Below are 23,898 nucleotides of genomic sequence, written 5' to 3'. Positions count from 1 at the left end.
TGAGACTAATGATTCATTACCAAATTAGAGGTGTTTGAACGGTCAAAAAAGCTGTCTGCTATTTCAGTTTCAAAATCCACTTTAGAATAAATATACTCATCCATGATCTTTCCGTTTGGCCAGTAACGTGTCCAACGATGACTAAAGGTGATACCGCTTACGGTTTTATGGTCAGTCCAATAAATTTCTTCAGGACGTGTGTCTCCCATATCTGATTTATTATAATATTCAATTTTATGAATTAATTGATCTGCTGGATCCACATAAAAACGCCATCGATCACGACCTACTTCTGGGGCATAGGTAATCTCAAGCACTGTTGGTTCTTTTCCTGAAATCCCCATCATACTTAAATTTAACACCGAAAGATCGGTTGAAGCAAGGCTAGGCTTAATTCCTGGGTCTTTTAATTTAAAAGGCATTGAAAATCTATAGAAAGCCATAGATGATGCGCAAAGTGGTTCGCAAAATTTGGAGTCACACATCATGCCTTCTTCTTTTGCAGCCGCTTTGGGGTCTACTTCATTGTTGTCACGTGTCGCCCAAAATCCTTCAGCGTCTTTTCCTACCCAAAGAACACTGCCATCTTCGCCTACAGATTTAATTTGCAGTTTAACGCCTTGATTTGTTTTCTTAAAATAAAAGGTCTCATCTATTGTTCTCAAGAGATCACCATTTTCAGCATACAAATTATGTGATCGTGAAAACTCTCCAAATTTTAAATCATTCCAAGCTTCCATACCACCAGCAGCCTCGACAATTTCATTAACAAATTCTTCACCTGTTGGTTCTCTTAAATAAGTATCATAGGCGTAATAACCAGCAACACCCAATACTAACAATAAGCCACCAACATACATAAGTTGCATGCGTTTAATAGTGATTGGCTTTACAAGGTCTTTTATTTGCAATCCAAACCACCAAGGTGCCTTTTTATCATGATCCTCTAGTTTTCTTTTAGGGTCTTGTACGGGTTTAATATCTTGGCTCATAACATTTTATTTTAAGTTAAATATACAAAAAAGTCCTCTTTTTTTTGTATTAAAGGTTACTTGTTTTATCTATGATTCAATAGGTTCTAATTCTAACCACTTTTGTAGTTTTTCAATAGCTTTTGGAATGGCATCTGTAACTACGCGAGACATCCCTACTGCAAAATCATCATGTTCATAAGCTTCGCATCCAAGTATATATACTTTCTTGGGCAAAACATCTAATGCTTTTGCGAGCATTAAGGCTCTAATTGGGTTGGTATAATGCATATCGGCTAAAAAGGCACGTTTATCAAAAACCTCCATTTGGTCTATATCTGCCACCGATTCCATTTCTCTAAAATAAAGATGCCCTGCTACTTCGCCCCACTCTACCGCATCAGCCATAATTAAAACATCGTACTTATAATGCAACTCTTGCACCAAATGAATACCTCCGATACCAACCTCTAATACTTTTATGCGTTCAGGAAGCTTTACGTTTTTTGCAAAGGCCTTAACAAATTCCATCCCAAAGGCATCGTCCTGCTTTAATTCATTTCCTATGCCTGCAATTAGAATTTTTTGGGGCTTCATAACAATTTGTTTCGCTTATCTAATTAAAATATCCATCTTCAAAGTGGACATTAAACTCAATGTTCGTGTTTGAGTATACGGTACCTAAAACTACTAAATCTCTATTTTCATTAGATCGGTAGCTTTTACGTTGTTTGTTTATTTTAATAGTATCTATCGTATCATAACCAAAGTACTGTGTTATACTATAACCATTCCCAGAATCTAAAAAGTTTGCCTTAAGTTCATAGGTGTTTTTATCAAAAAAATACCACCAAGTATGCATCCCTCCTGAGCTTCCAGTTCCTTTTTCGTAAGTTGCTTTTATAGCGTGTACTACCTCACCATTAGATAAGGTGTCTACACCCTCATAAGTTAGTATAGTTCCTGGATCCTTAAGTTTGAAAGGCATACCAATAACATAATGTGAACCAAATGATGAATTCCATGCCGAATTAGTAGCTTCTTCACTAGTTAATACTTCTCCGTTTTTCAGCTGCCAAGCTCGTTTCCCATTATTAATAATTACAAAGGCGTCACCATTATCCTCCCAGCTCATTTTAGCTTTAAAGCTTGGTTGCAATTGATATTGGTGAAGTTGGCTTATTTCACGAGTTAGATTCCCCAATGAATCATAATTTTGAATTAGCTTAGTGTATGAAAGCGATTTTTTGCTTTTCCAAGCGTCTAAACCACCTGCAAATGCAATTGCCTTGTTAACAATCAGATCTGCTTCAGAGTTTGTGAGACTTAGGGACGATTCAGACCCTACTCTATCATTTTCAACTTGAGAACCTGACTTTTCTTGCTCTTTACAAGAGCTAATCACAAATATGAGGAGCATACAAAAGGTGAACTTTATTTTCATAATTATTGGTCTGCTTCGTTTTTGTGAAAATCGTATAATTCTAGAAGGGTATGTATGGTGTAATCTTGTTTTAATCGATCTGCTAGGTCTGGATAACCACGTTCTATGATTTCCAAAATTCTAGCCAACGGTTCTCGATGCAATAAATCATAATATTTTAAGACATCGGCCGTATAGTCTCGAACGCCTTGATCGGGCAAATTATCTGCCTCCTTGACCAATTCTTTGACTTTGGTTACGATTTCTTTGAACTCGATATTATTAAAAAAAATTGGTTTCATGATCCTTTATTGACTCGCACAGTTATGAACGCAATTGTCTAATTTAACACCATCGGTTCCATAACAAAATTCACAGTCTGGACCGCATTCACCATGTCCCGCTTTTTGCATTCCATGAAATGCTTCGGCAAAATGTTTACCTCCTTCTTGTTTGCCTATATTTGAAAGACAATATTGTACACGTGTATCATGTTGGTCAGATTGCAAAAGCCCTTCTATTACAAGTTTATCTAAATGGTACCGCAAATTTTCTTCGGATGTGTTTAAAAAAGGTAACATTTGCATTAGTGTTACTTTAGAACCTATACCTTCACCATCCATCCAATATAAGACCTGTAGGATTTCATCCTTCCAAAACATAAGTTGAATGGGGGTGTTTTCAATGCCTTGAGTTTTCATAATTCATATCATTAAACATTTCATCGCCTTTAAGAACTAATACCTCCTCTTCCAATGAGATACCTTGAAGTGTGATGCGTTCTAAAGTGTATAGAATTTCTGGAATTTTACGCTCAACGGCTTCGGTCAAATATTCTCCTCCTTGCTCTGGACCAGGTTCTACATCTATTAAATATACGTCTTTTGGCCAAATTTTGAAAAATTCTCCTATAATTAATAAATTTTCAACCGAAATCACACCAGTGGCAGCATCTCCAATACAGGCTTGTATTTGAGTGCTGGTAGGCAATCCACCATTCCATTGAAAAATAGTTATATCACCAATCTCACGATTAGGGCGCTCAATCGCTACTAAAAAAATAACTCTATCAAATGAAATTTTTAAGGTTTGAAAGTATTGCACAATAGCTATTGGGCCCCAATTCATTTCTTCAATTTCAACTGAATCAGGCCAATTGACGCTTTGTATCTCTGGAAGTAAGATAGGTGCCACTGAATGATTACGGAGCATATGATAACCTACAGTCCCTATTAATGTGCGTTTATTCAATTCCACAAGCACAGGTTGTTACTTCTCGAGTTACCATATGGTCGCTATCTTTTGCCATAATATGCGTTGTGCATGGCATACAAGGATCAAAACTACGAATGGCTCTTAATATATCTATGCCCTTATAATCTTCTGGTTTATCAAATTTTTCAAGTACTGGTGTGTTTAAAACGGCTTCTTCATAAGGGCCCGGTTCGCCCCAAGGTGTTCTTGGTGCAGCATTTAGTGTTGAAGGGGTAATGATTTGATAATTTTTAATAAGCCCTTTTTCTATTAGCAAATGATGGGTTAAGAACCCTCTACCTGCACCCCAAGCTCCAAATCCCATGTAGGATCCTGTTTTTGGGATTTCAAATTTTGTGCTGACTTTGTTTTGACCATTTTTCAACAGATCCATGGCCAATAACCAATTATCCATAGCTACCATCGCCGAATAAGGAATACAATAGGCTCTTGCACGATTTCGTTCGAAGGCGTTCCAATGTTCAGGAATATGCCATTCCAAAGTTTTTCCAGGAAGTGTATGTTTAGGCACATGTATTTTCATACTGTGCCCTGTGTTTTCCAAAAATTTACTGTCTGGTGCTACTTTGGCTTTTGCTGTGAGATACATCCGTGTATAGGCTCCTGCTTCCATAGGCATTCTGTCCCAAGTTGGGCTTGTATCCCAACTATAACGGTCTCTCCAACTTTGTTTGCCTGGTTTTGGAATGGTTTCTTTATTCCATGGGTGATTGGGACTTAATGGCGTTCCTAATGGATCTTCTTTAAACTCATGTCCATCCCATTTTTCATAGAATGAATGTTCTACAAACTCTTCAATCCCTGCATTTAATTGTGTTAGTTTTGTAGTTACCACTTTACCATCTACCAAAACCCCTGGTGTTGACCAACGTGCCTCACCCCATTTGTCACAATTTTCAAAAGTCGCATCATAAGCATCTGGCCTATCCCACACACCTGTATCCATCATGGTTGCTGGACGCACACCACATTTGGCATATTCAGGATTGCTTTCTAAAAAGAAATCGAAAACATCATCCCAAATTCCTGTTGTTTTTTGTCCGTAATCAAAGAACTTGATCAATCGACTATAGACTTCATTTAAGGTTGAAATTGTAATCGTTACCGACAAGCCTCCAGGCACTACCGATTGTGGATGTGGATACTTACCGCCAATTAACACATAGGCTTCGCGCGCCACACGGGTCATACTTAATGCTTCAAGATATAATTTTCCCTTTAGGGGATTTAGATCTTTCATGATATCTAAAATGGTATCATAACCATGAACAGCTTTATTTTTTGCTTTGGTATGTGCGGCTTTTTCAATTAATTCTGGATTGGTTTCTTGCACTAATTCTTCAGAATAATCTGGACCTGCCAATAAAAATAAGTGTAAAGGGTGATCATAAAGATATTCGATCGCCAATAAAATATTACGCATCACTATACCTAGAGGTGGCGGTTTAATACCTAATGCCATTTCAATGGCTAATGCTGAACAGGTGGCATGAACACCACCACATACCCCACAAGCACGGCTACTTATATAGGCAGCATCTCTTGGATCTCTTCCTTTTAAAATAACTTCATAACCTCTAAAAAGCGTTGCCATAGAATTGGTGGACAGCACCTTTTTCTTCTTTAAATCTACAACGCTATGAAATGCCAATGCCCCAGCAACGCGCGTTACAGGATCGTAATCAACACTTCGGATAAAGCCATTCTTTTCCATAAGGCTTTTTAGCTTGTCTTGCTCTATGCCTAGATCTACTACTTTATGTTCATAGGGGTCATTAACGCCTTCTTTTAAGTAGGCATTCCCTCTTTCGTCAAATGCTATCGGTAAGTTTTTAAAACACATAAGCAGTTATTTATCTTTTATAATTTTAAATCAATTTTGATTTAGACTAGTTTCAACACTTTAGCGATGGCCACTAAATGACCATCTACAGAAGTTAGTCCTCCATGTAATTTAAGCAAAGCTCCGTTAATAATCGTTACTTTTTCTCCTAATGGATCAGTATCTGAAGCAATTTTTTGAAGTCCTCTGGCCAATTGCTCTAAATGCGTTCCCGCTCTTCTCAAGGCCACTATAATTAATATCAGGTATATGACCAGTACAAGTACTAACAATGCCACTATAATTAATGTTGCTATAAACAGAAAAGAAGTATCCATAGTTCTATTATTTTAATTTTTCGGCTCTGTTGGCCAATGTTGTTTTCAGGGTTTCGGAACGCTCATTAATTGATCCTGCAACACCTAATATTCCTGATGCCACACCAATAGTATCGTCTAGCGCTTTTATATATTCTGTATGGCCTGCAATACCAAATCCTGCCGTTTTCATTTCTAGGAAATACCGTTCAATAGAACGTGCTGCTTTCCATGTACGATGTAACAAATGAATTAAAAATGGCAATACCAATACGGTTACGATTAGGAGAATGAGCCATAATATATTTACTGTTCCTTCCATCTTATTGATCTTGTTTTAATGCCCCATTAATAGACTGCTCTAATTCATTATCAACCACTGTTAGTCCATTTGCAATATTGGTGAGTGTTTCGTTTAGTTGTGTTACTTGTGTAGGCAAATGCCCTGTTTCTGTTTCAATAGCACGCAATCCTAATCGGAGTTTCGCCAAATAACTTTTGCCATTCCCACCAATACTAGTAAGGGTATCAATGATGGCATTTAAATATTTTACAAGTACAAATACCAATAACAAAACAGCTAATATGGTTATGATCATTAATAGTACAGCCATGATATACTAGTTTTTATTGGGTTTTAAAATACATGCAGGACAGCCTGGGCAACCTTCAATATGTTGTGTAATAGCTTTTGAGCCACCCACGATGGCAACAGCCGTTTCTAAAATAGAAGACACTACCTTATTGGTCGTGGTCAAAAACAAAGGAATGTGAATGGTATTGTTTGCAACAAGTTTACCATGTGTCCAAATATCGGCGGCTACACCATCAATTTTGAACGCTGTAGTTTTTACCAGATGTAACAACAAGGCTACCACACCAATAACCACCAAACCAAGTACTAACGAAATAATCCATAATGTAATTCCTGTGCTCATTTTAATTCTATTTTGTTAATTTACCTCTTCTAGAGCCTTGGCCACTAGAGTTGCATGTTCTTTGATGGCAGTGGCTTCTGATTGAATGGACACTGCCACATTGTTTGTTTTTTCAAGCTCCCAAATACTGTTTGTATTTTCTCGAATCTCTTTAACAACAGTTAATGCAACGCCTGCCAATCGCAAGATTCGCTTGGCCGCCAATAGCACCAAAATTAAGAGTACTGCGGCGATGACTACTATAAGTCCAACTATTGCTAGACCAATTAACCATTCGTTATATAACTCAGTATTTTCCATCTCCTTTATTTATTAGATCCAGGTTTGGGACTTTCGCTAAATTGCATTTTTTCATAAACATAATGCACCACTTTTTTTAAAGGGCTTGGCTCTTCAACATGCCCCCATCCTGATGGCACATGACCGTTCTCATTCCATCGATGTGTTCTATTGAGAAAAGTCATAGACATGGCCCTTAAATTTCTGATCACCGATCCAGTTGCTCTAGACACATTAGAGGAAACCACCGTTCCTGGTGGTGTTTTATAAAATGGTGCAAAGGCATCTGGAAAGCCTGGCATGGTACAACCTATACATGGTGCACCCACATTCATACAGCCTCCAACATTATTGATCGCTCCTCGTTTATTGATATTACATTGCACGACTGGTCCCCAACATCCAACTTCAACCAAGCATTCTTTGTCACCATGCTCTTCGGCGAACAAGCCTTCTTCATAAAATCCAGCTCTGGTACAACCTCTGTGAACCGTTTCATCAAATAGCCATTGTGGTCTTCCTAATTCATCAAATTCTGGTAAAGGTGCAAGACCGTTTAAAAATAAAAGCACGCCTGCTATGGTCTCCGTAATGTTATCTCCTTGTGGAGCACAACCAGGAATATTTACAACGGGTAACCCCAAAGTGCTTCTATAATCCTCTCCTAAAAGATCCATCACACTGGCAGAATTTGTTGGGTTGTTTGCGGCTGCAGGGACGCCTCCCCAAGTAGCGCAAGTACCCACTGCAATTACGGCAGCGGCATGTTCAGACATGCGTGTCACCCAACTTGATGACGGAATAGGTTGTGGATCACCGTTTTCATCTTCATCAGCACCCAATCCTGACCAATAACCACCCGTTAATGCAGCTAATCCTTCGTCCATGATAGAGCCTTCACAGAGTACAACAAACGGTGCGCCTAATTCACCTTTAGCTGCAAGTCGAAATGGTTTAATAAATTCTTCGCCTGCATTAACAGCTAATACTGGATGGTGTAGCACTACTTTTGCAGCACCCGGGATGGTTCCGCTTATTAGGTTTTCTACAGAAGGACTTGTAGCACCAACGGCAGCAATGGAACAACCATCGCAACTTCCACCCGCAATCCAAAAGGCGTGAACTTCATCAAATACATTTGGCAACAAACCGTTAAACTCCATTTGTAAAAATAATTAATAATTTCACATAAATTTAAGAGATATATTATTAATTTGATAATATTCTAGCCATTTATAAATAGAAAATGTTTTCTAAAATGCCACTTACTACGATCCTTTACACGAACGAATACTTTTTTTAAATTAATACTGAATACCACAACTCGTTTTAAAAAACTAAAAAGTATCTTTAAATTATAAATTCATTGTTAATCACAATGAGAACTACTCAACACCAAATAATGCACAAGACATATAAAATAACTTTAAAAGGTCAAGTACAAGGTGTGGGGTTTCGACCCTTTGTGTTTAGTTTAGCCTTAAAACATGGGTTATTTGGTGAAGTGTATAACAATGCCGTTGGTGTTATCGTTCATTTAAACGCTTCCTCAAAACAGCTTCATGATTTTATCAATGAGTTACTCCTAAATCCTCCAATATCTTCTATTATCAAATCACATCAAATTGAAGTGATTGAGTTTAAAGTATTTTTAAACTTCAACATTATTACATCCAAAAAAGACACGCAACTCAATATCCCTTTAACGCCTGATTTTGCTACTTGTGCGGCATGTAAAACAGACCTTTTAAACGCAGAAAACAGAAGAATTCATTACCCTTTTACCACCTGTGTTAATTGTGGACCACGATATGCCATTACCACAAAATTTCCTTTTGAACGAGAACACACGTCGCTTTCAAACTTCAGCATGTGCAGTAATTGTCAATCTGAATATGAAAACCCAAAAAATAGGCGTTTTCATTCTCAAACCAATAGTTGTCCTGATTGTGGAGTACAGTTAACTTTAGTTGATACTTCTGGAAATCCTTATGAAAGTAGTCAACAACAACTCTTACAAAAGGTTTCCGATTTACTTAATAGAGGACATATTGTCGCCATCAAAAACACCAATGGCTATGTGTTGTGCTGTGATGCCAATCATGAAAAAGCAATTAAATCCTTAAGACATAAAAAAAAGCGACCAACAAAACCGTTTGCACTTTTATATCCGGATTTGAAGTGTATTAAATCACAATTCAACGTAACTGAACAAGAAGAAAACGCATTGACATCTTCAGTAGCTCCTATTGTTATTTTGCCAATTCAAAATGAAATTAACAATTTAAAAACAGAACTTGTCGCGCCAAATTTAAAGCATTTGGGAGTTATGCTACCGTCTTCTGCATTGTTGTGTTTATTAATGGACACTTATAAAAAACCAATCATTGCAACCAGTGGAAACACGCATGGTTCGGCCATTCATTTTGCTAATGATGAAGCAGCACGGGAGCTTAAGTCAATTGCTGATTATTTTTTGCATCATAATTTAGACATTCAATTTCCTCAAGACGATTCGGTACTAAAATTTTCAAGTGAGCAACAGATTATTATAAGGCGCTCTAGAGGCTTGGCTCCAAATTATTTAGATATCGAAATAAAGGATGCAGAGCCTATTCTAGCCATGGGAGCACATTTAAAAAGCACCTTTGCTTATGTTCCTAATCACTATATTTATGTAAGTCAGTACTTCGGTAATTTAGATAATTACGAGGTGTTAACCAGATTTCAATCAACAATTACTAAATATATTGATCTGTTTGATTGCATTCCCAAAACCCTATTAATTGACGCTCACCCACAGTACCAAAGTAGTCTGATAGGCAAAGAATTGTCTGAAAAATGGAATACAAAATTAACTCAAATTCAACATCATAAAGCGCACTTCGCAAGTGTATTAGGCGAGCATGATTTATTTGAAGCAGACGAAGCTGTTTTAGGGGTCATTTGGGATGGCACAGGTTTGGGTGATGACAGTAATATTTGGGGAGGCGAGTTTTTCAGCTATCATAACCATCAGATGAATCGCTTGACCCATTTCGACTATTTTGATTGGATTGCGGGCGATAAAATGGCAGAAGAGCCCCGACTTTCCTTATTAAGTCTTACTTCAGAGCTTCATAAACAGTCAATCCAACATAAGTTTTCAGACACAGAATGGACTATTTATAACAAACTATTGCAAAATAACACACTTAAAACCTCTTCAGTTGGCAGATTATTTGATGCTATGGCATCTTTATTAAACTTAATAGACCTATCAACTTATGAAGGTGAAGCCGCAATGCTACTAGAACAATGTGCATTGGATTATAAAGAAAAAAACTATATCGATTTTTTAGAATGTAACTCCTATAATAAAGTGCCTTCAAAAACAATAATTCAACAAGCCTTTAATGCTCTTCAAAATGGTACTACTAAAGAAAGAATAGCAGCGAGTTTTATACATACCATGGCGGCGGCAATTATTTGTATTGTAAATAAAAACCAGATCAAGGCAATAGCGTGTAGTGGTGGTGTATTTCAAAATGCTTTTTTATTAAGTCGCTTGAAAGCATTAACAAAAAACACAAGCCTGATGTTAAAATTTAATCGTAAATTGTCTCCTAATGATGAAAATATATCCTTTGGACAATTGATGTATTATACGCATATTAAAGTTTAGATATTATGAAATACATGTCAGAATACCGTGATCCGGTACTCGCAAAAAAATATTTAGACGAAATTAAAAATATCGTCTCCAGACCTTGGTCTATTATGGAGGTCTGTGGTGGCCAAACTCATAGTTTGGTAAAAAATGGCATTATTGAAATGCTACCCAAAGAAATCACCATGATTCACGGTCCCGGTTGTCCTGTTTGTGTAACCCCATTGCATCTCATCGACAAAGCCGTTTATTTAGCAATGGAGAAAGGCGTGATTTTATGCTCCTTTGGTGATATGTTACGAGTACCCGGCTCTAAAATGAGTTTATTAGAAGCAAAAGCAAAAGGCGCCGATGTACGTATTTTATATTCGCCTCTTGAAGCTGTAAAAATTGCCGAAGATGATCCCGATAAAGAGGTTGTGTTTTTTGCCGTTGGTTTTGAAACCACGGCTCCCGCAAATGCGCTTTCTGTAGTTCAAGCGCATAGTAAAGGCTTAAAAAATTACTCTATTTTAGCCTCACATGTCTTAGTACCACCAGCAATGAAAGCGGTTATTGATGATGAAGAAAGCAAAATTGATGGCTTTTTAGCGGCTGGTCATGTCTGTACAATTATGGGAAATTCTGAATACTATCCATTATCAGAACATTATAAAGTACCCATCGTTGTGACAGGATTTGAACCTTTAGATATTTTACAAGGTATTTTAATGGTTGTTCGGCAGCTCGAAGTAAGTCATTCAAAAGTTGAAAACCAGTATTCTCGTATCGTAAAAGAAGACGGTAATATTGAAGCGCAACAGATAATATTAGAAGTGTTTGAAGTACAAAACCAAATGTGGCGAGGCATTGGTGAAATTCCTGAAAGCGGTTTTAAAGTAAAAGAAAAATATGCAGCGTTTGATGCTACCAAAAAATACAATGTCACCATCGAAGAAGTACAGGAAAATGCAGAATGTATTTCGGGACAAATCATGAAAGGCATTAAAAAACCTTATGAGTGTCAACACTTTGGTAAAAAATGCAAACCAACCAATCCATTAGGTGCTCCAATGGTAAGTAGTGAAGGCGCTTGTGCTGCCTATTATCACTTTTCAGGCCTTGTAGAGGCTTGAAGAAAATCCCTATAAAGTGGGACTTTATTAATAATACCATATGATAGAAGCCAATAAACTTAAGATGCAATTAAAGTGCCCAATGCCCAAGTTAGATTTTGATGTCATTACATTGGGACATGGTAGCGGCGGGGTCCTAACCAATAAATTATTAGACAGTGGTGTATTTAAAATTTTAAGCAATCCCCTTTTAGATGAACGCCACGATGGCGCATTAATTAATTTAGAAGGAAAAACGGCTTTTTCTACCGATAGCTTTTTGGTCTCACCCATTTTTTTTCCTGGCGGGAATATCGGTGAATTAGCGGTGAACGGAACCGTTAACGATTTGGCCATGTGTGGTGCCATTCCGAAATATTTATCCTTAAGTTTTATTATTGAAGAAGGCTTGACCATGACCGAATTTTGGGAAATTTTGCTTTCTATTAAATGCGCATGTGAAAAGGCAGGTGTGACAGTGGTTACTGGCGATACTAAAGTGGTTGAAAAAGGTAAAGGTGATAAAATTTTTATTAACACTTCTGGCATTGGAAGTATTCACCCAAAAGCAAATATTAGTAGTAAGCGTATTAAAATAGGTGACAAAATTATTATCAGCGGCAATATTGCGTCACATGGGATGGCGATTATGTCGGTGAGAGAAGGGCTTCAATTTGAATCAGAAATATTAAGTGATACCACTAACTTAAACCACACCATTAGTGCTTTATTGGATACATTTGGTGACGGCATTCATTTATTAACTGACCCTACGCGTGGTGGCATAGCTACGGTGTTCAAGGAAATAGCACAACATAACGGGGTAGGTATAGATATTTTTCAATCAGAATTACCCATAGACAATCAAGTCTCCAATGCTTGTGAATTATTGGGATTAGACCCAATATATGTTGCCAATGAAGGTCTATTTATAAGTTTTGTAGATGAATCAATTGCAGATGACTTCTTAAAAACACTTCGAAATGACGACAACGGAACTCAAGCTAATATCATAGGTACAGTGGTGGAAACCCACCCAAAACAAGTGATTATGGAAAGTGTTATTGGAGGTAAACGTGTAGTTAATATGCTTCCTGGGGAACAACTACCGAGAATTTGTTAATACTATTGGTTTAAAAAGTAGTCAGGATGACAGGATTTAAATAATCCAACAAACCCTTATTGCAAATAAAGCTTTGCTTTATTTAAAAAAAAAAGCCTTAATTCTTTTAAGAAAGCAAGCTTTCTACAAGAACTAAAGCTTTTATTTAGTCGGGATGACAGGATTTGAACCTGCGACCACACGGCCCCCAGCCGTGTACGCTAACCGGACTGCGCCACATCCCGAATATTAATTCTTTACGAAGGAACCTTAAATTCCTCTTTTTTGTCTTTAATTTCAATCAGAACAACTTCTGATCGAGATTCCACATCACAAGTAGAGCCTACATAATACAGCCTCTTCGAATTACTTAAACATGATCTGCCATAATTCCATGCGACCATCCCGCCAAGAGCGGGATACGCTAACCGGACTGCGCCACATCCCGATCGTAATCTTCAATAAATTTTGTCTCTGTAGCCCAATCAGGAATCGAACCTGAATCTAAAGTTTAGGAAACTTTTGTTCTATCCGTTGAACTATAGAGCTTAAAACAAAAAAAGTCCAACATTCCTGCTGGACTCTTATTCGCTCCTCTTCTTGGGCTCGAACCAAGGACCCTCTGATTAACAGTCAGATGCTCTAACCAACTGAGCTAAAGAGGAAGGTTATCGCTTTTGCGAGTGCAAATATATGGTATTTTTTATTTTCTCCAAACCTTTTTTTTTAAATTATTTACTTAAAAATAGCTTTAAAAATGTCGTTCCCATTTGCAAAAAGTACTAATCCTATTAATATGAAGAATCCAACCATTTGAGCACGCTCCAAGAACTTTTCACTCGGCTTACGTCCAGAAATCATTTCATAAAATAAGAACATCACATGACCTCCATCTAAAGCCGGAATTGGTAACAGATTTAGAACCCCTAACATAATTGATAAAAAGGCTGTAATTCCCCAGAAAAACTCCCAACTCCATGAATCTGGAAACACATTATAGATAGCATAAAATCCTCCAACGCCCTGATAAGCGCCAGTACTTGGAGTAAAGATCAATTTTAATTGCTCTCCATACTTTTTAAACTGTTTTACAAATTTATTAGTTCCAACACCAAAACTTTCTACAAAACCATATTCTTTTTTTACTAAATCAACATAACCTAGTTGATCAAACAATTCTAAACTCCCTCCTCTAATAATACCCAACTTGGCGTCCTTATCAACTTTCAAGTTTACATTGACAGTTTGACCATCACGCAATACTTTAGCTGTAACTTCCTGATCTTTATATTCGCTCAAAGCATCAGGAAATTCATCAAAATATTTAAGTTCTTTAGAATTAATACCAACAATAACATCGCCTTTTTTAATGCCAGAATTAACATTTGGCATAGTGTCAACCACACGATCAACATAAAATGGTGTTCGTAAACTTAAAAGTGGAGCGCCATTTGAATTGGTCAATTTACCAGCGAAATCTTGAGGAAAATCAATCTTAATCTCTTGGCCGTTTCTTTCTATCACAGCGTTTTTCGCAGTTATGAAACTATAACTAAGGTCTGTTAAGTTTTCATACTTTTCGCCATTAACCGAAATAATATTGTCTCCTGTTTGTATTCCAGCGTCCTTAATCGCATTATTTTCAATTAAATAACCATCTTGTATACTATTAGTAGCTACTGTGGTATCCCCATAAAAGCCAGAAACAAAAATATAAATCACCCATGCCAAAATAAAATTTACAGTAACACCACCAAGCATAATTATTAGACGTTGCCAGCTAGGTTTAGAGCGAAATTCCCATGGTTGCGGTGGTTGTGCCATTTGTTCTTTATCCATACTCTCGTCTATCATTCCAGAGATTTTCACGTAACCTCCTAAAGGCAGCCAGCCAATTCCATAAACCGTTTCTCCTATTTTCTTTTTGAATAGTGAATATTTAATATCAAAAAATAAATAAAATTTTTCTACTCTGGTTTTAAAAAGTTTTGCTGGAATAAAATGGCCCAACTCATGTAGGATAATTAAAACTGAAAGGCTCAATAAAAATTGAGATATTTTTATAACAAATTCCATGTATATCTAGTCAAAAAAATTATAGGGCACAAAAGTAATGTTTTACCGCCATTTAGAAAACTATCTAGGTTCTATTCACTAATTTTTTAACAACGATTTATTAATTATGCCCTGATTGGTTTTAAATTGGGCAAATATCAAGCCTGTAGAAAACGAAGAAACGTCTATTTGAGAAGTCCATGAACTTTTGTAGAGTAACTGCCCCAGGATATTAAATAAACTAACCTCTTCAACCTCTAAGTTATCGGGTTTATATAACATGAAGAATTGATTTGATGGATTAGGATAAATCGTAATGCTTGTGTCGAATTCGGAACCGTTTAAACTTAATGTTACCGAATTGTTTTTTGAAATTATATCAGCTTCGGGGTCGAACTCTAAAGAAGCAATTGTGAAATTTACAGTATTAGAAAACGCCTGATTATTTGAAGTGTTATCGAGTATTATATCCAATTCTTCTCCCATTGTACCATGTACTTTAATAGGAAGTGCCACTTCAAAGAATGACACTGAAGCATCGCTTTGTGATTGAGAAACTAAAGTGTTTAATTGATTTCCTGATTGATTCCAGACAATGTTATATCTTGGATACCCTTGATTGTAAAGCCAATCATTAAAAAATTCGGTCAAGTTTTGGCCACTTGTGGTTTCCATTATTCCTATAAAATCTGCCGTTTTTGCATAATCATACGCATGATTGGGGTCACTTAAATAGTTTTTAAGCCCTTGGTAAAAATCGGTATCACCAATTTTCTTACGTAACATGTGCAAAACCATAGCACCTTTGTCATAACTCATTTCACGATCAAAAATTCTATAAACATTAGTCGTATCAGTATCTGTTAAATATACAGAACCGTTGGGTTGAGATGTAATTGAAGTAATGCGCTGTTGCTTCCATGTTTTAAAATCACCACTAATTACTAAATGCTCGCGGGCAAGACCAGAGAGGTAAGTGGCAAAACCTTCGTTTAACCAGATGTCTTTCCAGCTTCCGCAGGTAATTTTATTACCAAACCATTGATGCGCCAATTCGTGCGCAATTAAATTTTCACCAAAACTGCCCATAAATGAAACTGTTGTATGTTCCATACCTCCTCCCCAACCAAACTGGGCATGGCCATACTTTTCATTGGCAAATGGATATTCTTCAAATAAATTAGTAAATAAATTCATTATATCAACCGTAACAGGTGTACTCGCTTGTGCAGAAGCTAAATTTTCGGGATATACATAATTTACGATGTCGAAAGGATTACCATTGTTTGGAACATTATGAGTATACACCTCATAATTAGTTACTGCAATGGCAATGAGATATGCCGGGATAGGGTACTTGTGTTTAAAACGGGTTGTTTTATTCATTCCATTTATCACTTGACTTTGTTCCAAACCATTAGATACGGCAATATATTCTTCGTTTGAAGGATTAAATTGAGGTGCCGTGATAAATACATCAATAGAATCTATTTTGTCAATCAAATCTTGTTTACAAGGCCACCAGCCTTTAGCGCCATAAGGTTCCGATAGCGTCCAAAGTACAGGGTCACCGTTATGGGTATTAACTTCAAAAGAGCCAAATCCAGAACTGACAGGATTTCCTGAATAACTTATGGTCAAAGAGTCCAAAACACCTTGACTTTGGTTTGCTGGGAGTGTTATAACAAGTTCGTCATTGTTGTTTTGAGTATAAGTTAGTGGAACTCCACGCTGCAATACCTGTGATACGGTCATATTATCAGCCAAGTCAAAAGTAATTTCATTCATATTTTCTTTTGCCTCAAAATAGGTGGTAACATTCCCAGAAATTGTAGCTTGAGAAGGATCAACATTAAACTCCAAACGATGGTATTTTACATCATAATTGCCGGTGTTCATATTAGCCCTATAAAGCATCCTTTTTAGTGCCGATTTGGCTTCAGCTTCTCGAATACTCTTCATACTTTTTTCAAAATCTTGACCAATCAAGATTAAGGGCATTATAAAAAGAAAAAGGAATAGATAGTATTTCATTTTGGGCAAATTTTCTTCAATAGCAACTTAAAAATACCATTTTTATTAGTAATGTGTTGTATTTTTGCATTCAAATCTTCGGTTAAGATAAATTACAATTAGCATGTTATCCTTTTTTAAAGACTACAAATACTTTGGAATTGCACTCTTAATTCTTTCGATCATCATTATTTCCATTTTCTACAATATTTTGAAAGTTGATAAGGCGCTTCCTATTTATCAACCTGCCAACGTAAATTATGAATTGGTTGACAGTTCATTGATCGACAAGCGAAAATACCATACCATTTCTGATTTTAATCTCATTAACCAAAATGGTGAAATTATCACTGAAAAGAATTATGAAAATAAGATTTATGTGGCCGATTTCTTTTTCACAACCTGTCAAACTATTTGCCCGATCATGACCAACCATATGTATCAGATTCAAAATCAAACTCTAAATGATGATGAAGTTTTGTTATTATCATATACCGTCACTCCAGAAATTGATTCAGTACCCGTTCTAAAAAAATATGCCAAAGACAAAGGTGTTATTGACAAAAAGTGGAATTTGGTTACGGGTGATAAAAAGCAAATTTATGACCTCGCAAGAAAAAGTTATTTAGCCGTTAAGACAAGTGGTGCTGGTGATGCTTACGACATGATCCATACCGAAAATTTTATGCTGATTGACAAAAAACGTCAAATAAGGGGTTATTATGATGGCACCAAAACTGAAGACATTGAACGGTTATTGGAAGATATCAAAACCCTGAAAAAAGAATATCAATAGTTTTTTAGCTACAATTTTTTTACCCTGAAATTTTACTTTATTTTTGCTTCTTTAAAATCAATCTAAATAAGCTTGCAAACAACTTTAGCACAATTAAAACGAGGTGAAAGAGCCATTATTGTTGATGTTTCGTCAATATATGTGCCTTTAAAACTCCTAGAAATGGGATGTTTGCCTGGTAATTTTGTGGAGTTGTTACAGGTGGCTCCTTTTGCAGATCCAATGTATTTAAATATTAATGGCGCTCATTTGGCCATTAGAAAAGAGACTGCACTTCATATTATAATTGAAAAAACCAATGGGTAAGCAAATCAAGGTCGCTTTAATTGGAAACCCCAATACTGGTAAAACTTCTGTTTTTAATGCCTTAACTGGATTAAATCAAAAGGTTGGAAATTATCCAGGTATCACAGTTGAAAAAAAAGAAGGTGTTTGCAAACTGCCCCGTGGTGTAAAAGCACATATCTTAGATCTACCCGGCACTTATAGTTTAAATGCTTCATCGCTTGATGAAAATGTGGTCATTGAATTGCTTTTAAACAAGAATGATAAAGATTTCCCTGATGTTGCTATTGTTATTAGCGACGTTGAAAACCTTAAACGTAATCTTTTACTTTTTACCCAAATCAAAGATTTGGAAATCCCATGTATTCTGGTAATTAACATGGCCGACAGAATGAATTACAAGGGAATTACATTAGACATCCCCTATTTAGAAGAGCGATTAGAAACAAAAATTGCGCTCACCAGTACCAGAAAAAATAAGGGAATTGAGGAATTGAAGGAGCTTATTGCTAACTATAAAGAACTATCGGTTAAACCTTGTTTAAATGCATCAGAAATTGACAAACCTTACTTCGACAATCTTCAAAAAGCATTTCCAAATCAATTATTATATAAATTGTGGTTGGTCATCACTCAAGATGTAAACTTTGGTAAAACAGATAGAAATGAAATTGAAGCTGTAGCTAATTTTAAAACAAAATCTAAAGCAGACCTTAAGCGATTACAACAAAAAGAAACTATAAAACGCTATCAATTTATAAATGACACCCTAAAAAAAGGGCAATCCATAGACCTTGCCAATGCCAAAGATTTAAGGATTAAATTAGACAGAATTTTAACCCACAAAGTTTGGGGTTATGCTATTTTCTTTGTCATTTTATTGACCATTTTTCAAGCGATTTACGATTGGTCAAGCGTGCCAATGGATTTTATTGACAGCATTTTTGCCTCACTAAGTGAATGGGTAAAAAATTCAATGCCACAAGGTACATTTACAAGTCTTTTAGCCGAAGGAATTATTCCGGGATTAGGTGGAATCGTTATTTTCATCCCTCAAATTGCATTTTTATTTCTCTTTATTTCCGTACTTGAAGAAAGCGGTTATATGAGTAGGGTAGTGTTTTTGATGGATCGTGTGATGAGGCGTTTTGGTTTGAGCGGAAAAAGTGTTGTCCCTCTTATCTCTGGAACAGCCTGTGCGATTCCAGCCATTATGGCAACACGTAATATTGAAAGTTGGAAAGAACGTTTAATTACTATTTTAGTTACGCCCTTTACGACATGTTCGGCTAGACTTCCTGTATATTTAATCATTATCTCATTGGTTATTCCTGAAGGACGCATAATTGGATTGGGTTATCAAGCCCTTACACTCATGCTGTTATACTTGATTGGTTTTGGAGCCGCTATTTGTTCAGCATATATTTTAAATAAAGTACTTAAGATTAGAAGCAAAACCTTTTTTGTTGTTGAAATGCCTAATTACAAATTACCGCTATTTAAAAATGTGGCGCTCACTGTAATCGAAAAGACTAAATCGTTTGTATTTGGAGCCGGTAAAATTATTTTAGCCATTTCTATTATATTATGGTTTTTAGCATCATTTGGTCCTGGTGAAGACTTTAATAATGCTGAAGACATTGTAAAAACTGAATTTCAGCATCAAAATTTAAGCGATGAAGAATTACAGCAAAAAATAGCTTCTCATAAACTTGAACATTCTTTTATTGGATTAACTGGTCGTGCCATAGAACCTGTAATCAGTCCGTTAGGCTATGACTGGAAAATTGGTATCGCCATAGTGAGTTCATTTGCAGCAAGAGAAGTATTTGTTGGAACCCTCGCTACTATTTATAGTGTTGGAAGCGATCAAGAAGAAACCATAAAAAATAGAATGGCTGGTGAAATCAATCCTATTTTAGGAGGGCCATTATTTAATTTTGCTTCTGGTATTTCGTTAATGTTGTTTTATGCATTTGCCATGCAATGTATGAGTACACTTGCCATTGTTAAACGTGAAACCAATAGCTGGAAATGGCCTATTCTACAATTAACTATAATGAGTACCTTTGCATATATTGTAGCTTTAATTGCTTTTCAACTTTTAAAATAACAGAACACAGTATCTATGAATCCTTTTCTTCAAAACGTATTTGCCATAACCGCATTAATTCTAGCGCTTGGATTCATTGTGACTAAATTTATTTGGAATCCAAACAAAAAGAAAAATAAAAGTTGTGGTAATGACAACTGTGGGTGTCATTAATAATTACTTCTTATTATAGGTTTTAAACCATGCTAAAGTATGTGCCACTTTGCTGATTAAATTGCTGGGTTTGCTCGCAATGTTATGATAAGATCCAGGGATTTCTACCAAAACTGTTTCAATTTTTCTCAATTTCAATGCATGATATAATTGTTTAGCCTCGCTAGGTGGAGTTCTTAAATCGTTCATTCCAACCATAACCATAGTTGGTGTTTCAATATTCCCTACGAGAGAAATTGGTGAGAACTTCCAATAAGTTTCAAAATTTTCCCAAGGCTGACCAGGATATCGAGAATCAGCATAACCATAATAGTTATCGGCAACCAAGGTTTTGCTTATCCAATTCATCACAGGTTTAACTACAACAGCAGCTTTAAAACGGTTTGATTTACCAATCATCCAGGCGGTCATAATTCCTCCAGCACTTCCGCCAGTGACAAATAACCTATTGTTATCAGCAATCCCCTTTTCAACTAAATAATCAACACCATCCATGACATCATTATAATCTTGACCTGGATAATTATTGAACAATAAGTTTCCAAATTCTTCACCATAACTGGTACTCCCTCTCGGATTTGGATAAAACACAATATAACCTTCGGCAGCGTACAATTGGATCTCTGCCGTGAACCTGTCTCCATAATTTAAAATAGGTCCGCCATGATTTTCAACTAAAAGCGGATAAGATTTAGACGCGTCATAAAAAGGAGGTTTTACAATCCAGCCTTGAATATCCCTACCATCAAAAGAAGATTTATACCAAACTTCTTCGGTCTCTCCTAATTCTCGGTATTTTAGAACATCTTCATTTAATCGTGTTATTAGTTGGGACTGATTCTGCTTTGGAGGCAAAATCGCCAAATCTGAAGGATATTCTGGACGTGATTGTGTAAAAACTATTGTTCCATTATTAGAAACAGAAAACGATCCTGAAGCATATGGTCTTCCAATAGTGGTTCCTCCTACATCATTGGTAAGTTTATTGACAGTTCCATTTAAGTTGATGTGAGCAATTTTTGTGTTTCCTTTGTCATCATATAAAAAATAGAGGCCTTTCCCTGCAGCATCCCAAGTGATATCAGAAACATCACGATCTAAACTTGAAGAAATTACTTTGCGATTGCTACCATCAACATTCATAGTATATAACTTGGTAACTTGATAAGCTTGAACTTGATCAGGATATGATAAAAATGCAATCGTTTTACCATCGGGTGATACCTTTGGCTCATAATCTGGCCCAGATTGGGTAGTAAGAACACTAATTTCTTTTGAAATTATATTTACTTTATATATTTCACTATTTCTGAATTCATATTCCCAATTTTCATTTCTATTAGAAGAAAAATAAATCCCGTCACCGTTAGATGAAAATGATAAACTCCCGCTGTGGTTGAAACGACCAGATGTAAGTTGCCTAGGTGTTCCACCCTCGGCAGGAATGATAAAAATATGTGTAAATCCAGGCTCAATATAACCACTCCCGTCAGCTTCGTGTTTCAATCTATCTGTTATTCTAGCAGGTTCACTCCATTTAGCGCCTTCGGGCTTCTCAGGAAGTTTAACAATGACTGGCGCCTTTTCTGAAACAAACATAGTAAACGCTAAATAATGACCATTAGGTGACCAAGTCAACGCGCTTGGTGATTTTTCCAATTGTGATATTCTTGCGATTTGCCCCGTAGAAACCCAGTACATATAAATTTCTGAACCTTCATCGGTTGTACTTACAAAAGCAATTCTATCGCCATTTGGTGACCAACTAGCTTGTGATTCATTGACTTCTCTCGAAGTTAATTTTCGATGAGAAGAGCCATCTGCATTTATAATCCAAAGATTACCTTTTGAGTTATCTTTCATAATATCAAAACCCATACGACGGTAAACCACTTGGGTACCATCAGGAGAAATTTGTGGGTCTGATGCCCACTCTAATTGAAAAACATCTAAAGGTTGAAATGCTATTTTTTCATTTTGAGACCAAAGCATTTGTGTAGAAACACAAATTAATAGAACAGAGATAAATCGAATCATTGTCATGTTTTGAAATTAAAAGGTGAATTTACTAATTAATAAAATCTCTTCCTAAATTAAATTTTTTAGTTATATTTGAAAAATATTTAAGTAAGCTTAAAAATTAATTAAAGCAATTAAAAATGTCAGTAGCGATTGAAAACTTTGTAAAAGCCATTTACAAGAATGATAAACATGATATTAATGACACTAAACCCGGTAACATAGCTAAAAAACTGGGCATTTCAAATGCAGCAGCCACAGATATGGCTAAAAAATTAGCGACAAAGGATTTGTTATACTATGAAAAATATCAGGCCTTACAACTTACCGATAAGGGTACAAAAATGGCTCTCAATGTGGTAAGGAAACACCGCCTTTGGGAATCATTTTTATACAAACTGTTTGACATGTCCTTACATGAAATACATCGTGAGGCAGAGTCATTAGAACACGAAACGTCTGATTTTTTGGCAGATAAAATAAGTGAGTATTTAGGAAATCCAAAATTTGACCCACATGGTGATCCAATTCCAAATGCCCAAGGAGAAATTACCACCACAAACACAGCAATTCCGCTTTCAAATACACAAGAAAACAAATTGTATATCATAGCAAGATTAATGAGTGATGATAAAGAATTCTTTGATTTTTGTGCTCAAAACGGATTAAAGTTTGGCAACCAAATTTTGGTGTCCAAGCAATTCGCTAAAAATAAAATGACTCAAATTACAATAAACAATAACACTATTTTATTAAATGAAGATTTCACAAAAATTATTTATGTCGATGAAATTAACTAACACACTTAAAACATTATTCATACTTGCACTAGCAGTAAATTTAACAGTCAATGCCCAAGAAAGCACTCCTCTAGAACCTTTAATTACCGACCGGCCAGACGCCACTGAATCTCCAAGTGTTATGCCTAAAGGATTTATCCAAGTTGAAACTGGCGCTTTTTATGAAACTTATGAAGAAAATGGACTTAAATCTGAAAACTACACCTATAATACAACACTTGTTCGCATTGGAATATTAAACAACCTCGAACTTCGCGTTGGGTGGGATTTTGTTGAAGGCATTACCAAATTAAATGGCAACAAACTAGATAATGTTACCAGTGGTTTTAATCCGCTTTTATTGGGAGTCAAAACTAGTATCGCTTCTGAACAAGGATGTTTTCCTGAAATAGGACTTCTAGGACACTTGTATTTGCCATTTACGGCCAGCACAGATTATAGACCAGAAACTACTGGCGCCGATTTTCGATTTGCTTTTGCACATACATTGAGCGAAAACTCTAGCCTATCATATAATATTGGAGCTGCCTGGGGCGACGATTCACCAGAAATCGCTTATGTGTATACCATTGCTTTCGGACAAAGCATAACCAACAAGCTTGGAGCCTATGCAGAGCTATATGGTGATTTACCTGAAGATAATTCATCCAATCATTATTGGGATGCTGGGCTTACTTATTTAGTCTCCAACAATATTCAGCTCGATGCCACTGTGGGATCGAGTATTACCAAGGGACAAGACTTGCTTATAAGTGCTGGTTTAAGCTTTAGAATTCCAACAAAAACTAATTAAT

24 protein-coding genes and 3 tRNA genes are annotated in these 23,898 nt (G+C 36.2%); 8 read left to right on the top strand and 19 right to left on the bottom strand.

Annotated elements, in window-relative coordinates:
- Nucleotides 1-5: 5 nt before the first annotated feature.
- The 13 genes from ACFO5O_RS11820 to ACFO5O_RS11760 all read right to left on the bottom strand — a co-directional run bounded on the left by ACFO5O_RS11820 (nucleotide 6) and on the right by ACFO5O_RS11760 (nucleotide 8,188).
- Nucleotides 6-992: a DUF6503 family protein gene (locus ACFO5O_RS11820; protein ID WP_387964018.1), complete on the bottom strand. Its 987-nt coding sequence runs from the start codon at nucleotides 990-992 to the stop codon at nucleotides 6-8.
- Nucleotides 993-1,061: 69 nt separating this feature from the next.
- Nucleotides 1,062-1,568, bottom strand: coding sequence for a hydrogenase maturation protease (locus tag ACFO5O_RS11815; protein WP_387964017.1), 507 nt, complete (start codon nucleotides 1,566-1,568; stop codon nucleotides 1,062-1,064).
- 19 nt (nucleotides 1,569-1,587) lie between these two features.
- Nucleotides 1,588-2,415: a DUF6503 family protein gene (locus ACFO5O_RS11810; protein WP_387964015.1), complete on the bottom strand. Its 828-nt coding sequence runs from the start codon at nucleotides 2,413-2,415 to the stop codon at nucleotides 1,588-1,590.
- Nucleotides 2,416-2,417: 2 nt separating this feature from the next.
- Nucleotides 2,418-2,696 (bottom strand): hypothetical protein, encoded by a 279-nt coding sequence (locus tag ACFO5O_RS11805; protein ID WP_387964013.1) that lies wholly within the window; start codon nucleotides 2,694-2,696, stop codon nucleotides 2,418-2,420.
- 6 nt (nucleotides 2,697-2,702) lie between these two features.
- Complete coding sequence (locus ACFO5O_RS11800; RefSeq protein WP_387964011.1) at nucleotides 2,703-3,095, bottom strand: hypothetical protein; 393 nt, start codon at nucleotides 3,093-3,095, stop codon at nucleotides 2,703-2,705.
- Nucleotides 3,076-3,645: a hypothetical protein gene (locus ACFO5O_RS11795; protein ID WP_387964009.1), complete on the bottom strand. Its 570-nt coding sequence runs from the start codon at nucleotides 3,643-3,645 to the stop codon at nucleotides 3,076-3,078. Before ACFO5O_RS11795 ends, ACFO5O_RS11800 begins: the two co-directional genes overlap by 20 nt.
- Nucleotides 3,638-5,512, bottom strand: coding sequence for a nickel-dependent hydrogenase large subunit (locus tag ACFO5O_RS11790; protein ID WP_387964007.1), 1,875 nt, complete (start codon nucleotides 5,510-5,512; stop codon nucleotides 3,638-3,640). Before ACFO5O_RS11790 ends, ACFO5O_RS11795 begins: the two co-directional genes overlap by 8 nt.
- A 41-nt stretch (nucleotides 5,513-5,553) precedes the next feature.
- On the bottom strand, nucleotides 5,554-5,829 hold the full coding sequence (locus tag ACFO5O_RS11785; RefSeq protein WP_387964005.1) for a hypothetical protein: 276 nt from the start codon (nucleotides 5,827-5,829) through the stop codon (nucleotides 5,554-5,556).
- Nucleotides 5,830-5,836: 7 nt separating this feature from the next.
- Nucleotides 5,837-6,130, bottom strand: a complete 294-nt coding sequence (locus ACFO5O_RS11780; RefSeq protein WP_387964003.1) for a hypothetical protein — start codon at nucleotides 6,128-6,130, stop codon at nucleotides 5,837-5,839.
- A 1-nt stretch (nucleotide 6,131) separates the two neighbouring features.
- On the bottom strand, nucleotides 6,132-6,422 hold the full coding sequence (locus ACFO5O_RS11775; RefSeq protein ID WP_387964001.1) for a hypothetical protein: 291 nt from the start codon (nucleotides 6,420-6,422) through the stop codon (nucleotides 6,132-6,134).
- Between the two features lie 6 nt (nucleotides 6,423-6,428).
- On the bottom strand, nucleotides 6,429-6,746 hold the full coding sequence (locus ACFO5O_RS11770) for a hypothetical protein (protein WP_387963999.1): 318 nt from the start codon (nucleotides 6,744-6,746) through the stop codon (nucleotides 6,429-6,431).
- A gap of 15 nt (nucleotides 6,747-6,761) precedes the next feature.
- Nucleotides 6,762-7,046 (bottom strand): hypothetical protein, encoded by a 285-nt coding sequence (locus tag ACFO5O_RS11765; RefSeq protein WP_387963998.1) that lies wholly within the window; start codon nucleotides 7,044-7,046, stop codon nucleotides 6,762-6,764.
- Between the two features lie 5 nt (nucleotides 7,047-7,051).
- Nucleotides 7,052-8,188: an NADH-quinone oxidoreductase subunit B family protein gene (locus ACFO5O_RS11760; RefSeq protein ID WP_387963997.1), complete on the bottom strand. Its 1,137-nt coding sequence runs from the start codon at nucleotides 8,186-8,188 to the stop codon at nucleotides 7,052-7,054.
- A gap of 239 nt (nucleotides 8,189-8,427) precedes the next feature.
- Between ACFO5O_RS11760 and hypF the strand changes: the two genes are divergently transcribed.
- Genes hypF through hypE form a run of 3 tightly spaced genes read left to right on the top strand, consistent with a single transcriptional unit; the run spans nucleotide 8,428 to nucleotide 12,891 of the window.
- Nucleotides 8,428-10,689 carry a carbamoyltransferase HypF gene (gene hypF, locus ACFO5O_RS11755; protein ID WP_387963995.1) on the top strand — a complete coding sequence of 754 codons (2,262 nt, stop codon included), beginning with the start codon at nucleotides 8,428-8,430 and terminating at the stop codon, nucleotides 10,687-10,689.
- Between the two features lie 5 nt (nucleotides 10,690-10,694).
- Nucleotides 10,695-11,789 (top strand): hydrogenase formation protein HypD, encoded by a 1,095-nt coding sequence (hypD, locus tag ACFO5O_RS11750; protein WP_387963993.1) that lies wholly within the window; start codon nucleotides 10,695-10,697, stop codon nucleotides 11,787-11,789.
- A 40-nt stretch (nucleotides 11,790-11,829) separates the two neighbouring features.
- Nucleotides 11,830-12,891 carry a hydrogenase expression/formation protein HypE gene (hypE, locus tag ACFO5O_RS11745; RefSeq protein WP_387963991.1) on the top strand — a complete coding sequence of 354 codons (1,062 nt, stop codon included), beginning with the start codon at nucleotides 11,830-11,832 and terminating at the stop codon, nucleotides 12,889-12,891.
- 149 nt (nucleotides 12,892-13,040) lie between these two features.
- Here the strand turns inward: hypE and ACFO5O_RS11740 are convergent.
- The 5 genes from ACFO5O_RS11740 to ACFO5O_RS11720 form a co-directional block, all read right to left on the bottom strand.
- Nucleotides 13,041-13,115 (bottom strand) — tRNA-Pro (locus ACFO5O_RS11740).
- A gap of 232 nt (nucleotides 13,116-13,347) precedes the next feature.
- Nucleotides 13,348-13,419 (bottom strand) — tRNA-Arg (locus tag ACFO5O_RS11735).
- A 42-nt stretch (nucleotides 13,420-13,461) separates the two neighbouring features.
- Nucleotides 13,462-13,535: transfer RNA gene (locus ACFO5O_RS11730), tRNA-Asn, on the bottom strand.
- Between the two features lie 70 nt (nucleotides 13,536-13,605).
- Nucleotides 13,606-14,946: an RIP metalloprotease RseP gene (rseP, locus tag ACFO5O_RS11725; RefSeq protein ID WP_387963989.1), complete on the bottom strand. Its 1,341-nt coding sequence runs from the start codon at nucleotides 14,944-14,946 to the stop codon at nucleotides 13,606-13,608.
- Nucleotides 14,947-15,024: 78 nt separating this feature from the next.
- Nucleotides 15,025-16,959: a M1 family metallopeptidase gene (locus ACFO5O_RS11720; RefSeq protein WP_387963988.1), complete on the bottom strand. Its 1,935-nt coding sequence runs from the start codon at nucleotides 16,957-16,959 to the stop codon at nucleotides 15,025-15,027.
- A gap of 103 nt (nucleotides 16,960-17,062) precedes the next feature.
- On the opposite strand from ACFO5O_RS11720, the gene ACFO5O_RS11715 reads away from it, so the two are divergent.
- The 3 genes from ACFO5O_RS11715 to feoB all read left to right on the top strand — a co-directional run bounded on the left by ACFO5O_RS11715 (nucleotide 17,063) and on the right by feoB (nucleotide 20,132).
- Nucleotides 17,063-17,734, top strand: a complete 672-nt coding sequence (locus ACFO5O_RS11715) for an SCO family protein (RefSeq protein ID WP_387963987.1) — start codon at nucleotides 17,063-17,065, stop codon at nucleotides 17,732-17,734.
- 72 nt (nucleotides 17,735-17,806) lie between these two features.
- Nucleotides 17,807-18,040 carry a FeoA family protein gene (locus ACFO5O_RS11710; protein ID WP_119027639.1) on the top strand — a complete coding sequence of 78 codons (234 nt, stop codon included), beginning with the start codon at nucleotides 17,807-17,809 and terminating at the stop codon, nucleotides 18,038-18,040.
- The gene (feoB, locus tag ACFO5O_RS11705) at nucleotides 18,033-20,132 is read left to right on the top strand and encodes a ferrous iron transport protein B (protein WP_387963984.1); all 2,100 of its coding nucleotides are present in this window, start codon (nucleotides 18,033-18,035) and stop codon (nucleotides 20,130-20,132) included. The genes ACFO5O_RS11710 and feoB overlap by 8 nt, the downstream gene beginning before the upstream one ends.
- 156 nt (nucleotides 20,133-20,288) lie before the next feature.
- On the opposite strand, the gene ACFO5O_RS11700 is transcribed toward feoB, so the two are convergent.
- Nucleotides 20,289-22,322 (bottom strand): S9 family peptidase, encoded by a 2,034-nt coding sequence (locus ACFO5O_RS11700; RefSeq protein WP_387963982.1) that lies wholly within the window; start codon nucleotides 22,320-22,322, stop codon nucleotides 20,289-20,291.
- A 122-nt stretch (nucleotides 22,323-22,444) separates the two neighbouring features.
- Between ACFO5O_RS11700 and ACFO5O_RS11695 the strand changes: the two genes are divergently transcribed.
- Both ACFO5O_RS11695 and ACFO5O_RS11690 read left to right on the top strand, forming a co-directional pair.
- The gene (locus ACFO5O_RS11695) at nucleotides 22,445-23,104 is read left to right on the top strand and encodes a metal-dependent transcriptional regulator (RefSeq protein ID WP_387963980.1); all 660 of its coding nucleotides are present in this window, start codon (nucleotides 22,445-22,447) and stop codon (nucleotides 23,102-23,104) included.
- Nucleotides 23,091-23,897, top strand: coding sequence for a transporter (locus ACFO5O_RS11690; RefSeq protein ID WP_387963978.1), 807 nt, complete (start codon nucleotides 23,091-23,093; stop codon nucleotides 23,895-23,897). Before ACFO5O_RS11695 ends, ACFO5O_RS11690 begins: the two co-directional genes overlap by 14 nt.
- Nucleotide 23,898: the final 1 nt, after the last annotated feature.

The sequence above is a fragment of the Geojedonia litorea genome (genome assembly GCF_042654525.1).
GTDB classification, from domain to species: Bacteria; Bacteroidota; Bacteroidia; order Flavobacteriales; family Flavobacteriaceae; genus Geojedonia; species Geojedonia litorea.
The sequence above is the reverse complement of the archived record's forward strand: the minus strand, read 5'-3'. Positions and strand labels throughout refer to the sequence as shown.

Coding starts and splice junctions, on each gene's coding strand:
- hypF (WP_387963995.1), top strand. CDS start 8,428: ATGCACAAGACATATAAAATAACTTTAAAAGGTCAAGTACAAGGTGTG.
- ACFO5O_RS11805 (WP_387964013.1), bottom strand. CDS start 2,696: ATGAAACCAATTTTTTTTAATAATATCGAGTTCAAAGAAATCGTAACC.
- ACFO5O_RS11770 (WP_387963999.1), bottom strand. CDS start 6,746: ATGAGCACAGGAATTACATTATGGATTATTTCGTTAGTACTTGGTTTG.
- ACFO5O_RS11790 (WP_387964007.1), bottom strand. CDS start 5,512: ATGTGTTTTAAAAACTTACCGATAGCATTTGACGAAAGAGGGAATGCC.
- ACFO5O_RS11800 (WP_387964011.1), bottom strand. CDS start 3,095: ATGAAAACTCAAGGCATTGAAAACACCCCCATTCAACTTATGTTTTGG.
- hypE (WP_387963991.1), top strand. CDS start 11,830: ATGATAGAAGCCAATAAACTTAAGATGCAATTAAAGTGCCCAATGCCC.
- feoB (WP_387963984.1), top strand. CDS start 18,033: ATGGGTAAGCAAATCAAGGTCGCTTTAATTGGAAACCCCAATACTGGT.
- ACFO5O_RS11775 (WP_387964001.1), bottom strand. CDS start 6,422: ATGGCTGTACTATTAATGATCATAACCATATTAGCTGTTTTGTTATTG.
- ACFO5O_RS11715 (WP_387963987.1), top strand. CDS start 17,063: ATGTTATCCTTTTTTAAAGACTACAAATACTTTGGAATTGCACTCTTA.
- ACFO5O_RS11780 (WP_387964003.1), bottom strand. CDS start 6,130: ATGGAAGGAACAGTAAATATATTATGGCTCATTCTCCTAATCGTAACC.
- rseP (WP_387963989.1), bottom strand. CDS start 14,946: ATGGAATTTGTTATAAAAATATCTCAATTTTTATTGAGCCTTTCAGTT.
- ACFO5O_RS11815 (WP_387964017.1), bottom strand. CDS start 1,568: ATGAAGCCCCAAAAAATTCTAATTGCAGGCATAGGAAATGAATTAAAG.
- ACFO5O_RS11720 (WP_387963988.1), bottom strand. CDS start 16,959: ATGAAATACTATCTATTCCTTTTTCTTTTTATAATGCCCTTAATCTTG.
- ACFO5O_RS11695 (WP_387963980.1), top strand. CDS start 22,445: ATGTCAGTAGCGATTGAAAACTTTGTAAAAGCCATTTACAAGAATGAT.
- ACFO5O_RS11810 (WP_387964015.1), bottom strand. CDS start 2,415: ATGAAAATAAAGTTCACCTTTTGTATGCTCCTCATATTTGTGATTAGC.
- ACFO5O_RS11700 (WP_387963982.1), bottom strand. CDS start 22,322: ATGATTCGATTTATCTCTGTTCTATTAATTTGTGTTTCTACACAAATG.
- ACFO5O_RS11690 (WP_387963978.1), top strand. CDS start 23,091: ATGAAATTAACTAACACACTTAAAACATTATTCATACTTGCACTAGCA.
- ACFO5O_RS11760 (WP_387963997.1), bottom strand. CDS start 8,188: ATGGAGTTTAACGGTTTGTTGCCAAATGTATTTGATGAAGTTCACGCC.
- hypD (WP_387963993.1), top strand. CDS start 10,695: ATGAAATACATGTCAGAATACCGTGATCCGGTACTCGCAAAAAAATAT.
- ACFO5O_RS11765 (WP_387963998.1), bottom strand. CDS start 7,046: ATGGAAAATACTGAGTTATATAACGAATGGTTAATTGGTCTAGCAATA.
- ACFO5O_RS11785 (WP_387964005.1), bottom strand. CDS start 5,829: ATGGATACTTCTTTTCTGTTTATAGCAACATTAATTATAGTGGCATTG.
- ACFO5O_RS11820 (WP_387964018.1), bottom strand. CDS start 992: ATGAGCCAAGATATTAAACCCGTACAAGACCCTAAAAGAAAACTAGAG.